This is a genomic window from Micromonospora sp. NPDC023966, assembly GCF_040639095.1.
Taxonomy (GTDB): Bacteria; Actinomycetota; Actinomycetes; order Mycobacteriales; family Micromonosporaceae; genus Micromonospora.
In genome coordinates, this window is sequence record NZ_JBEZZJ010000046.1 from 1 (window position 1) to 12,018 (window position 12,018).

Here is a 12,018-nt window from a genome sequence, read left to right on the forward strand (position 1 = left end):
CGTCCTGTTCGCCATGCTCCGCGACAAGAACCCCTACCAACCCCGCCCCACAGCACCGATCGCCGCTTGACGAAACCCATAGGGACACCCCCCCTTGAGACCGGACACCCGCCCGCAGGACCCCACACCTCGCGAGCGGGGGTGCGGACGCCGGCGGAGCTGAGCCGAGGTTTCCGCCGCACCTTCCTCGCCCCGGACGTCCGCGTAGCGCGAGCCGGGCGCCAGCTCGGCGAGGTGAGGGTGTCAGGCGGGCCCGGATGCGCCCACCTCGCCGAGCTGGCGTGGAGGCGCCGCTCGCGCGAGGACCCAACCACGGCCCGCGCGAACTTGCACCCCCCGCAGGCCGGGCGTCAACGCCCCGCGGAGCCGAGCCCGCCGCCTCCGCCCGCCTCCCTCACCGCCAGCCGACCCCCGCACCCCACCCCGCCCGCGTCGCGCAGGCGCTGCCCACCACCTCGGCGAGGTGGGGGTCTCCGGCGGGTCGGGATACACCCACCTCGCCGAGCTGGTGCGGCGCCACGCGGTGCGCGCCGAGCGGGCGGCGCCACGCGGCGCGCGCCGCGCCGGGGAGCGGGCGGAGCCGGGCCGGAAAAGGCGACGGGCGCCGCACCCCCGGCAGGGGGTACAGCGCCCGTACGGGTCGCCTGGGTCAGCGCTTGTCGAGCCGGCCCTCGGTGTCCTCCTGGTAGCTGGCGCCACCGTCGGACTCGCTGGTCAGCGGCTTCGCGCCGCCCTCGGGCGGGCCGGCCAGGGAGTGGCCGGCGGCCAGCTCGGGGAACTTGTGGTCGAACGCCGGCCGCTCGGAGCGGATCCGCGGCATCCGGTCGAAGTTCCGCAGCGGCGGCGGGGAGCTGGTGGCCCACTCGAGCGAGTTGCCGTGGCCCCACGGGTCGTCGACCTCGACCACCGGGCCGGTCTTGTACGACTTCCAGCAGTTCCAGATGAACGGCAGGGTCGAGATGCCGGTGATGAAGGCGCCGACCGTGGAGAGCGTGTTCAGGAACGTGAAGCCGTCACCGGGCAGGTAGTCGGCGTAGCGGCGGGGCATGCCCTCGGCGCCGAGCCAGTGCTGCACCAGGAAGGTGGTGTGGAAGCCGATCATGGTCAGCCAGAAGTGAATCTTGCCGAGCCGCTCGTCGAGCATCCGGCCGAACATCTTCGGGAACCAGAAGTAGATGCCGCCGAAGACGGCGAACACGATGGTGCCGAAGAGCACGTAGTGGAAGTGCGCCACCACGAAGTACGAGTCGGAGACGTGGAAGTCGAGCGGCGGGCTGGCCAGCAGCACACCGGTCAGGCCACCGAAGAGGAAGGTCACCAGGAAGCCGACCGCCCAGAGCATCGGCGTCTCGAAGCTGATCTGGCCCCGCCACATGGTGCCGATCCAGTTGAAGAACTTCATGCCGGTCGGCACGGCGATCAGGAAGCTGAGGAAGCTGAAGAACGGCAGCAGCACCTGGCCGGTGGCGAACATGTGGTGTGCCCACACGCTCATCGACAGGGCGGCGATGGCGATGGTCGCGGCGACCAGGCCCTTGTAACCGAAGATCGGCTTCCGGGAGAAGACCGGGATGATCTCGCTGATGATGCCGAAGAACGGCAGCGCGATGATGTAGACCTCGGGGTGGCCGAAGAACCAGAACAGGTGCTGCCACAACATCGGGCCGCCGGTGGCCGGGTCGTACACGTGGGCGCCGATCAGGCGGTCGGCGGCGAGCGCGAAGAGCGCGGCGGCCAGCAGCGGGAAGACCAGGATGGCCAGCAGGCTGGTGACCAGCAGGTTCCAGGTGAAGATCGGCATCCGGAACATGGTCATGCCGGGGGCACGCAGGGTCAGGATCGTGGTGATCATGTTGACCGCGCCCAGGATCGTGCCCAGACCGGAGATCGCCAGCCCGACGATCCACATGTTCCCGCCGACGCCCGGCGAGTGCTCGGCGGTGCTCAACGGCGTGTACGCCGTCCAGCCGAAGTCGGCCGCGCCGCCTGGGGCGATGAAGCCGGCCGTGGCCATGGTGCCGCCGAACAGGTACAGCCAGTAGGCGAAGGCGTTCAGCCGGGGGAACGACACGTCGGGCGCGCCGATCTGCAGCGGCACCACGTAGTTGCCGAACGCGAACACGATCGGCGTCGCGAAGAACAGCAGCATGATCGTGCCGTGCATGGTGAAGAGCTGGTTGTACTGCTCGGGCGACAGGAACTGCAGGCCCGGCCGCGCCAGCTCGGCGCGCATGATCAGGGCCATCAGGCCACCGATCATGAAGAACGCGAACGCGGTGACCATGTACATGATCCCGATCTGCTTCGCGTCCGTGGTGCGCAGCAGCCGCGCGATTGCCGACCCCTTGACCGGCTCGCGGACCGGCCAGGGCCGGGTCACGACCGGCTTGGGTGCGACGGTGGTCACGAGTGGCCTCCGGTTCTGGGTTGTCCCGCTCGGCGCGCTGTTCATCTGCGCGGCCGTCATCCGCAAGGAGGATAGTCCCCGGTAGGTGGCCCCGCCGCGTGGGGTGGGCGGCTACGATCACCGGCCCGCTAGAGCGGGCCGGTCAGGAGCCGGTAGTGCTCCCGGAAGATCCGTCCGCCACGTCCGCGCAGCAACGGGTCGCGCAGCGCCGGCGGCACGTCGCGGGTGCGGTTGCGGTCCCGGGTCCGGTCCCGGACCCAGCGGGTACGCGGGCGGCGGCGACTCTCGTACGCGATGAGTGCCGCCTCGACGCTGCCGGCGGCCTTCAGCGACTCGGCGAGCACCACGGCGTCCTCCAGGGCCATGGCGGCGCCCTGGGAGAGCGTCGGTGCGGTGGCGTGAGCCGCGTCACCGACGAGCAGCACCCGGCCGTGGAACCACCGCCCCAGCTCGACCTCCTCGGTGAGCTCGACGTCCACCGTCTCTAGGGCGGCGAGCACCTCGGGCACCGGTCCGCCGTAGGCGGCGAACAGGTCGTGCAGCCGGGCGAGCGGGTCGGCCGGCAGGCTGGTGCCGGCCTCGTCGGCGTAGCAGTACAGCCGGCCGGCGCCGAGCGGCACCACCAGGAAGCCGGCGCGCTGGCCGAGCAGGGCGGTCCAGTCGGCCACCCGGGGGCCGCCGCGCACCACACTGCGGTAGACCACCTGGCCGGCGGGGCGGGGCGGGCCGCCGAGCGCGGCGAGGGTACGCACCGCCGAGCGGGGGCCGTCGGCGCCGATGACCAGGTCGTACTCGCCGCTGGTGCCGTCGGTGAAGCCGACCGCGACGCCGCCGGCGAGTGGCTCGACGGTGCTGACCTCGGCCCCGTGCCGGACGGCGCCGCCGGCCCCGGTGAGCAGCACCCGGTGCAACTCGGCGCGGGGCAGCGCGCGGCACTCCCCCACTCCGGCCCAGAGCGCGTCGAGGTCGACCTCGCAGAGCGGCGCGCCGGTCGCCTCCAGGAAGCGCTGCCGGTGGATGACCTGGCCGAGGGGGCGTACCGGGCCGTCCAGGTCGAGCCGGCGCAGCGCCCGGGCCGCGTTGCCCGGGAGGTAGAGGCCCGTGTCGGCGCGCTCGGTCGGGGGCAGCTTCTCGGTCACGTCGGGACGGAACCCCGCCAGGCGCAGCGCTCGGGCCACGGCGAGCCCGGCGATGCCCGCGCCGACGACGAGGATGCGCAGGGGGGAACCACCCATCGTGGGGTACGCCTCCGGAGGGGTTCGGAACGCGTTGGAGGCAAGACATTACTCGCCGCAACCAACCGGCGGAAGTGTCCATCAGCCCTGGCGTGAACGCCCGGTCAGCGACCGGGAGCCCTCCCACCGGCGGGAATCCCGCCCCGACCGGGTGATCCGGCCGTCGCCGCCGTAGCGCCCGGCCACCGACCACTCACGGACGGTCATCGAAACGATCGACTCGACCGGTACGGTTGCGCGACGGTTTCAGACATGTAAATGTGTTGCTCTAAGTTTGGGAGCGCTCCCGGCGTACCCCCGACCCGAATCGGCGCCCCCCGCGCCGAGCCAAGGAGCATCATGAAGCGTCCATTGAGGGCCCTCGCCGCGGCCGGTCTGCTGGCCGTCGGCTCGATCGTCGCCGTCGCCCTCGGCGGCACCGCCTCCGCCGACACCCAGATCTGCGAGCAGTACGGGTCGACCACCATCGGCGGCAAGTACGTCGTGCAGAACAACCGCTGGGGCACCACCGCCCAGCAGTGCATCAACGTCACCTCGACCGGCTTCTCCATCACCCGCCAGGACGGAGTGGGGAACACCAGCGGCGCGCCGGTCTCGTATCCGTCGATCTTCGTGGGCTGCCACTACACGAACTGCTCGCCCGGCACCAACCTGCCGATCCAGGTGAAGAACATCAGCAGCGCGCCGAGCAGCATCAGCTACAACTACGTCAGCGGCGCGGTCTACGACGCCGCGTACGACATCTGGCTCGACCCCACGCCGAAGAAGGACGGGGTGAGCCAGATGGAGATCATGATCTGGTTCAACCGGCAGGGCCCGATCCAGCCCATCGGCTCCGTGGTCGGCACCGCCAGCATCGCCGGCCGGACCTGGGAGGTCTGGCGGGGCAGCAACGGCTCCAACAACGTCATCTCGTACGTGGCGCCGTCCCCCATCACGAGCATGAGTTTCGACGCCATGGCGTTCATCAACGACACCCGAAGCCGGGGCGCGATCACCAGCGACTGGTACCTGACCAGCATCCAGGCCGGCTTCGAGCCGTGGCAGGGCGGTGTCGGCCTGGCGGTGAACTCGTTCTCGCAGAGCGTCAACACCGGCGGCACCACGCCGACCACGCCGCCGGCCACCACCCCGCCGCCGCAGACCAGCACCCCGCCGCCGCCCGGCAACGCCGCCTGCTCGGTGAAGTACACCACCAACGTCTGGAACAACGGCTTCACCGCCGACGTGACGATCACCAACACCGGCTCCAGCACCGTCAACGGCTGGACCCTGAACTACAACCTGCCCTCGGGGCAGACCATCACCGGCTCGTGGAACGCCACCGTGACGCAGAGCGGGTCCGCGGTGACCGCGCGGAACCTGAGCTACAACGGCACGCTGGCACCGGGAGCCTCGACCAGCTTCGGCTACCAGGCGACGCTGAGCGGCGGATTCTCCGCGCCGAGCAGCTTCACCCTCAACGGCGCCACCTGCACCCGCCTCTGATCGGGCGGAGCGACCAGGGGGTGCGGTCCGAACCGGACCGCACCCCTCCGCGCTCAGCGCCGGCGCCAGGCCGCCTCATATGCCAGCCAGTGCAGCATTTCGTCCCGCCGTCGCCGGCTCGCGCGCGGCAGCCGGCGCAGTTCCTCGACCGAGACGTCCAGGTGGCCGTACCGGATCTTCCGGCCGGAGCCGCGCACCAGCACGCCCCCGGCGGGAAGCACGATCACGACACACTTCCAGGACGGCACCGGGGACATCTCGGGCGAATGCGGGAACAGCAGGTACTCCAGGTCCGACTCGACCGGCAGGTCTCTGACCCGCCGCCCGAAGCCGCTTGCCAGCTCGGTCTCGACCAGCTCGCGGAGCTGGGCGGCGGTGAGGACGCGGGCGACCGCCGGCACGGGCAACCCCCACCGAGACCGCACGGTGACGAGATCGCGGAGCCGGTCGAACACGGCAGCACTGTAGCGGGTGCCCCACCGGCAGGTGGCTCAGTGGCCGAGGGCGTCGATGTCGCGCATCTCCTCGGCGGTCAGCGAGAAGCCGAACACGTCGGCGTTGGCCCGGATCCGGTCGGGGGTGACCGACTTCGGGATGACCACGATCTCGTGGTCGATGTGCCAGCGCAGCACCACCTGCGCCGGCGAGACGTCGTGCGCCTGGGCTATCCGGATCAGCACCGGGTCGGTGAGGTCGCTGGTCTTGAACGGGCTGTAGCCCTCCAGCACCACCCCCCGGTCCCGGTGGGCGGCGTGCACCTGCCGGTCGTACAGGGACGGGCTCCAGCGGATCTGGTTGACCGCCGGGGTCTCCTCGGTGGCCTGGATCAGCTCGTCGATCTCGCTGATGCTGTAGTTGCTCACCCCGACGGCCCGGGCCAGGTTCTCGTCCCGGGCGGCGAGCATCTCGCGCCAGACCGGGATGCTGTCGCCGGGTGCCGACGGCGGCCAGTGGATCAGCCACAGGTCGACGTGGTCGATGTCCAGGGCGGCCAGGCTCGCCTCGATGGTCTCCCGTTCCCGGCCCACCCGGTCCGGCGGCAGCTTGGTGGTGATGAAGAGGTCCTCGCGGCGCAGCCCGCTCTCCTTGACCGCTCGGCCGACCTCCTTCTCGTTGCCGTACATCGTCGCGGTGTCGATGTGCCGGTAACCGGCGTCGAGGGCGGCGAGCACGGCGTCGTACCCGGCCTCGCCGGTGGCCTGCCAGGTGCCGAAGCCGAGCAGCGGCATCCGGACGTCGCCGGTGAGCGGGACGGTGGGCTGGTCGAGGTCCATACCGACGCTTCTACCCGTGATCGGCGGCGGCATGCCGGCGACCCGCCGAGCGGCGGCCGAACGGGACAGAAGCGGCGGGAACCGGGCGATCGACCCGGACCTGCCGGAGAATGCGAGGGTGGCTGACCGGCTGGAGGAGTACCGGCGGAAACGGGACGCGGCGCGTACCCCGGAGCCGGTGCCGGAACGGACCCCGCAGGGGAGGCGGGCCGCGCGGCGCAAGCCCCGGTTCGTGGTTCAGCAGCACCACGCCCGCAGCCTGCACTGGGACCTGCGCCTCGAGCACGACGGCGTGCTGGCCTCCTGGGCGGTGCCGCGCGGCCTGCCCCGCGATCCGGGCCGCAACCACCTCGCCGTGCACACCGAGGACCATCCGATGGAATACCTGACCTTCCACGGTGAGATCCCGGCCGGCGAGTACGGCGGCGGGCGGATGACCGTCCACGACACCGGCACCTATCGCGTGGAGAAATGGCGCGACGACGAGGTGATCGTGGTCCTGGACGGCCGGCGGACGAAGGGGCGGTACGTCCTCTTCGCCACCGGCGGCCGGGGCCGGGACTGGATGGTCCGCCGCACCGACCCGGCCCCCGAGGGCTGGACCCCGATGCCGGAGCTGGTCCGTCCGATGCACACCACCGCCGGCAAGGGCCTGCCGAAGGACGAGGCCGCCTGGGGGTACGAGCTGCGCTGGGACGGCGTGCGGGCGATGGCGTACGTCTCCGGCGGCCGGCTCCGGCTGCTGGGCTCCTCGGACGAGGAGATCACCGGGGCGTACCCCTGGCTGCGGGCGATGGCCGAGGAGCTGGCCCCGGTCGAGACCGTGCTCGACGGCGTGCTGGTCCGGATCGACCCGGGCGGGCGGGTCAAGCCGCCCACCAAGCGGGACGGCCAGTTCCTCGCCGTCGACCTGCTCTGGCTGGAGGGCGTGACCAGCCTCGACGTGCCGTACGCGCAGCGCCGGGAGCTGCTCGACGGTCTGGCGCTGACCGGCCCGCACTGGCAGACTCCGCCGTGGTTCCCGGGGGTCGGCGCGGACGCCCTGCGGACCGCCCGCGAACAGGGGCTCCCGGGGGTGGTGGCCAAGCGGCTCGACTCCCCGTACGAGCCGGGTCGGCGCAGCCGGCACTGGCTGAGCCTCGACCCGAGCTGAGGAGCACCGTGCACCTGACGCACCTGGACTGCCCGCGCTGCGGCGAGCAGCATCCGGCCGACAAGTTGCAGAACCTGTGCGAGTGCGGCTCCCCGCTGCTGGCCCGCTACGACCTGGCCGCGGTGGCCGCCGCGGTGACCCCGGAGCAGTTCGGGCTCCGCCCGGCCGACCTGTGGCGCTACCGGGAGCTGCTGCCGGTGGCCGATCCCCGCTTCGTCACCACGCTGGGCGAGGGCTGGACGCCGCTGCTGCGCGCGCCGGCGTACGGGCACGAGATCGGGATCCCGGACCTGATCGTGAAGGACGAGGGACTGACCCCGACCGGTTCGTTCAAGGCCCGGGGCGCGGCGGTCGGGGTGAGCCGGGCCCGGGAGCTGGGCGTCGAGCGGATCGCCATGCCGACCAACGGCAACGCCGGGGCGGCCTGGGCGACGTACGCGGCCCGGGCCGGGATGGGCGCGACCATCGCCATGCCGCTCGACGCGCCCACCATCTGCCGACGGGAGTGCGTCGCCGCCGGGGCGGACCTGCGGCTCGTGGACGGCCTGATCAGCGACGCCGGCCGGTGGGTGGCCAGCCTGGTCGCCGAGTCGGGCGGGCGGATCTTCGACGCCGGCACGCTGCGCGAGCCGTACCGCCTCGAGGGCAAGAAGACCATGGGGTACGAGATCGTCGAGCAGCTCGGCTGGCAGGTGCCCGATGTGATCATCTATCCGACCGGGGGCGGGGTCGGGCTGATCGGCATCCACAAGGCGCTGCACGAGCTGCGGGAGCTGGGCTGGGTGGAGGACCGGCTCCCCCGCCTGGTCGCCGTGCAGTCCACCGGCTGCGCGCCGATCGTCCGCGCGTTCGCGGCCGGCGAGCCGCGGGCCACCCCGTGGGCGGAAGCGCACACCCTGGCGTTCGGCATCACCGTGCCCGCCCCGCTCGGCGACGAGCTGATCCTGGCCGCGCTGCGGGAGAGCGGCGGCACCGCGATCGCCGTGGAGGACGCGGAGATCCTCGCCGACCTGCGCGACTTCGCCGCCCGGGAGGGGCTGCTGCTCTGCCCCGAGGGGGCGGCCTGCCTGACCGCCGCCCGGCAGCTGCGGGCCGGGGGTTGGATCCGCGCCGGCGAGCGGGTGGTGGTGCTGAACACCGGCGCGGGCCTCAAGTACCCGGAGACGGTGGACGTCTCCGGCGTGCCGACGGTGTGACGCGGGCTCCCCGGGACCGGGGAGCCCGCGTCGGAACGTCCTACCGGTAGGTGATGTCGGAGGCGGAGTAGAAGCAGTTCACCCCGTCGGCGCCCTCACCGATCTCCTTCGGTTCGCTGCCCTTCGGCACGCCCTGGTACTTGACGCAGATCCGGGTGGACCGGCTCGGGTCGTTGAGGATGGTGATCCGGCTGAACCGGGCCGTGTCGCCCCAGTTGGTGTTGATGCCGGCCAGCACCTTGGTGCCGGTGGCGGTGACGTTGTCCATCACCACGTGCCGCTGGTAGGAGGTGGAGCAGTTGCCGCAGGCCCGGTAGAGCTTGCCGGAGCTCTCCACCCGGAAGTTGCGGATGTGGACGGTGCCCGGGCCGTTGTGCTGGAACACCTTGTCGCTGGCCGACCGGGCGCCTCCGCCGTCCACCGTGTAGGTGGTGCCGCCGCGGAAGGTGGCGGCGTCCTCGCCGACGTCCTCCCACCAGACGTTGAGCAGCGTGCAGTCGCCCTCGCAGTGCACGCCGTCGCCGGCCGGCGCACCGATGATCACGTTCTTCAGGGTGGCCCCGGCGGCCAGCTCGAACATCGGGTCCTGGCTCTCACTCTGCCCACCGTCGCCGATGCCGTAGTAGCGCTTCATCCCGCCGTCGAAGGTGCCGGAGACCGGGATGGTGGCGTCCACCTTGACGCTGGCGGTGGGCGTCGGCCACGAGGCCGGCGGCGGTGTGGTGCCGGTGGGGGTCGGGGTGGGCGAGCTGGGCGGGGTGCTGGTCGGCGGCGTGGTGGGGGTGGTGACCGAGGAGTCCACGGCGACGTCGTCGAAGCTGCCGCCGGCGTACGCGGTGACCAGGCCGATCCGGCCGGCGCCCACCAGGCTGTTGCTGCCGCCGCCCACCTGGGCGCCGTTGACGTAGCCGCGGATGGTGCTGCCGCTGGCCTCGATCCTCAGCGTGTACCAGGTGCCGGTGGTCGCCCCGACCGACGCCGAGCCGAGCGAGGTGATCTGGCTGCCGTTGACCGCCTGGAGTTCGGCCCGGCCGGAGCCGAGCAGGGCCAGCCGGTACATCTTCGTGCTGCTGCTGGCCCGGGCGGCGAGCCCGACCAGGGCGCTGGACGAGCCGAAGGCGGTGGGGCGTACCCGGGCCTGCACCTGGTAGTCGGTCCAGCCGCTCTGGCCGGCGAACTGGCGGGCCAGCTCGCTTGCGGTGCTGGACTGGGTGAACGCGCCGTCGGCGACCGCCCAGGTCCCGCCGGACTTGGACCAGCCGGCGGCGTCGCCGTCGGAGAAGGTGTCGGAGAAGACGGTGGCGGCGAACGCCGACGTCCCCATCCCGGCGGCGAGTGCCGCCACTGTCGCTCCGGCGCCCACCGCCAGAAGCAGCGGGCGGCGGAGTCTGGCACGTGAGGTCTGCACGATTGTCCTCCTTGAGGCACGTGGTGGCGGACCGCCGCGGCGGAGGGTCGACGCCTGGCCACGGTCGCGACGGTCGGTGCCGCCCCGTCGGAGGCCCGGTCTCCGGAAGGGGGCGGCGAGGAAGCGAAGCCCAGGAAAGGGCTTTCCCGTACCAGCAGGCTAGGCCCGTGCAGTTATCAACGTCAATGGCTGCGATGTGCAGGATTGTTGCAGGTCGGGGGCACGCCTACGCGCTCCACCACGGCGATGGTGGAGCGCGTGAGCGGGTCGCCTCCGGTCAGGAGGTGGGCGGCTCGTCCTCGCCGGCGGCCTCGGCCGCGTCGGCCTCCTCCTTGGTCCGGTGCACCGCCCCGTCGGCGTGCTCCGGCGGACCGTAGACGGTGTAGAGGACGAGCGGGTTGGGGCCGGTGTTGACAAAGTTGTGCTTCGTGCCGGCCGGTACGACCACGAGGTCGCCGGCCACGACCTCCTTCTTCTCCCCCGCCACCCGCGCCTCGCCGGTGCCGCTGACGAAGGTCAGGATCTGGTCGATGTCCTCATGGACCTCCTCGCCGATCTCCCCGCCCGCCGGGATCGTCATGATCACCAGTTGGCTGTGCTCCCCGGTCCAGAGCACACGGCGGAAGTCGGGACTCTTCTCGGCGACGGTCGCGATCGTGAAATGCTCCATGACCCGCTCATACCCGGTCCCCGCGCCGCTCACGCCGCGACTCGCAAATGGTGGAATTCCCCACCCGCTCGGGGTTTGCATCCCCTCTGGACGGGCATCTGCTGCCAACAAGGCCGGTGCATGCCGGGCCGGCCGGAGCCAGGTCCCCGCTTTCGTACCGCCGTACGGCTGCGATGGTGGGAGACGGCCAGAGCGCGGCGACGTTACGACCTCGGGTCGGACGGCGCCGTGCGCTCGTCTACGGGCCTCTTCCGTCCACCGGCAGCCGGCCAGCACGAGCCCCGTGCCGCCACAGGGCGTACGCCGGCCGCCGCCCCGCGCGGGTCAGGCGAGGACGGCCAGGTGGAACGGGCGGTCGGTGTGGCCGCTCGCGGCGTACGTCTCGACGAAGACCGCGTTGGGGATGCCGGTTCGCGGCGCGACGGTGATGGTCCCCTGCGGGGCGAGACCGCCGCTGGCGGGGCCCACGGTGCCGACGTAGGCGGCGCCGGCGACGTCCTGCTCGAAGGCGACCTGGTACATCCCGGCGGCCAGCCGGGTGACCGAGGTGGCGCCGAGCCCGCCACCGCCCGCCAACCAGCGGGAGCACTGTCCGATCAAGGACAGATGACGCCGCTGAGCTGGGAAAACTCAGTCGCGTGGGGTGGCCACCGGCTCGCTGCCGCGGCACCGCACCCGGAGTTCGTGTTCCCCCTCGGCGCCGACGAAGCGGACCTCGACGTGGTCGTCCGGCCCCCGGTCGGCGTCCTTCACCCGGTAGCCCTGGGCCGGGGACCAGGACACCAGGCGTACGCCGGCCGGCCCGCACTCCGCGACCGCGCTGCCCCCGTCCGTGACGAAGGTTCGCCGGGACCCACCCGCGGCCGGCGGGCGGCTCGTCGCGGCGGTCGGCGTCGCGGCCGTGGCGGATTCCGCCGGCGTCGCGGTCACCGGCGCGGGCGAGGCGAGCGCACGGGCGACGTCCCGCTCGTCGCGTACGCCGCCCGGGGTGCCGGTGATGCCCACGCCGACCAGTTGGATCGCGGCCAGCCCGACGAGGGTGGCGGCGATGGTGGTGGCCAGCCAACCGGCGGCGGCGGCGAGGAGCGGACGACGGCCCATGTCCCGAGTCTCCCCGACGCCGGGTTGAGCCGGGCTCGGGGCAACGCTAAGGCTGGGTTAACGAGGGCGGGGCCGGGCGGCGAGAG

11 protein-coding genes are annotated in these 12,018 nt (G+C 72.3%); 3 read left to right on the top strand and 8 right to left on the bottom strand.

The annotated features are described in order from the left end of the window. Positions 1-649: 649 nt before the first annotated feature. A complete protein-coding gene (ctaD, locus tag AB0F68_RS32335; protein WP_357345161.1) occupies positions 650-2,407 on the bottom strand; it encodes a cytochrome c oxidase subunit I in 1,758 nt (585 codons plus the stop codon). 128 nt (positions 2,408-2,535) lie between these two features. Then, positions 2,536-3,642 (bottom strand): FAD-dependent monooxygenase, encoded by a 1,107-nt coding sequence (locus tag AB0F68_RS32340; RefSeq protein WP_357345163.1) that lies wholly within the window; start codon positions 3,640-3,642, stop codon positions 2,536-2,538. A 339-nt stretch (positions 3,643-3,981) separates the two neighbouring features. Between AB0F68_RS32340 and AB0F68_RS32345 the strand changes: the two genes are divergently transcribed. After that, positions 3,982-5,130: a cellulose binding domain-containing protein gene (locus AB0F68_RS32345; RefSeq protein ID WP_357345165.1), complete on the top strand. Its 1,149-nt coding sequence runs from the start codon at positions 3,982-3,984 to the stop codon at positions 5,128-5,130. 53 nt (positions 5,131-5,183) lie between these two features. Here AB0F68_RS32345 and AB0F68_RS32350 read toward each other — a convergent pair whose 3' ends face one another. Next, on the bottom strand, positions 5,184-5,585 hold the full coding sequence (locus tag AB0F68_RS32350; RefSeq protein WP_357345168.1) for a hypothetical protein: 402 nt from the start codon (positions 5,583-5,585) through the stop codon (positions 5,184-5,186). A 36-nt stretch (positions 5,586-5,621) separates the two neighbouring features. Beyond that, positions 5,622-6,404: an aldo/keto reductase gene (locus AB0F68_RS32355; RefSeq protein ID WP_357345170.1), complete on the bottom strand. Its 783-nt coding sequence runs from the start codon at positions 6,402-6,404 to the stop codon at positions 5,622-5,624. A 118-nt stretch (positions 6,405-6,522) separates the two neighbouring features. Here AB0F68_RS32355 and AB0F68_RS32360 point away from each other — a divergent pair, with 118 nt between their 5' ends. Together AB0F68_RS32360 and AB0F68_RS32365 are read left to right on the top strand one after the other, a co-directional pair. Next, positions 6,523-7,557 carry a DNA polymerase ligase N-terminal domain-containing protein gene (locus tag AB0F68_RS32360; protein ID WP_357345172.1) on the top strand — a complete coding sequence of 345 codons (1,035 nt, stop codon included), beginning with the start codon at positions 6,523-6,525 and terminating at the stop codon, positions 7,555-7,557. An 8-nt stretch (positions 7,558-7,565) separates the two neighbouring features. Continuing rightward, a complete protein-coding gene (locus AB0F68_RS32365; protein WP_357345174.1) occupies positions 7,566-8,753 on the top strand; it encodes a threonine synthase in 1,188 nt (395 codons plus the stop codon). A gap of 40 nt (positions 8,754-8,793) precedes the next feature. Here AB0F68_RS32365 and AB0F68_RS32370 read toward each other — a convergent pair whose 3' ends face one another. The 4 genes from AB0F68_RS32370 to AB0F68_RS32385 form a co-directional block, all read right to left on the bottom strand. Next, the gene (locus AB0F68_RS32370) at positions 8,794-10,161 is read right to left on the bottom strand and encodes a pectate lyase (protein ID WP_357345176.1); all 1,368 of its coding nucleotides are present in this window, start codon (positions 10,159-10,161) and stop codon (positions 8,794-8,796) included. Positions 10,162-10,438: 277 nt separating this feature from the next. Continuing rightward, entirely contained in the window at positions 10,439-10,831 is a 393-nt protein-coding gene (locus tag AB0F68_RS32375) for a cupin domain-containing protein (protein ID WP_357345177.1), read from the bottom strand. 324 nt (positions 10,832-11,155) lie between these two features. Next, on the bottom strand, positions 11,156-11,431 hold the full coding sequence (locus AB0F68_RS32380) for a hypothetical protein (RefSeq protein ID WP_357345179.1): 276 nt from the start codon (positions 11,429-11,431) through the stop codon (positions 11,156-11,158). A gap of 30 nt (positions 11,432-11,461) precedes the next feature. Continuing rightward, on the bottom strand, positions 11,462-11,932 hold the full coding sequence (locus AB0F68_RS32385) for a septum formation initiator (protein ID WP_357345181.1): 471 nt from the start codon (positions 11,930-11,932) through the stop codon (positions 11,462-11,464). Positions 11,933-12,018 lie beyond the last annotated feature (86 nt).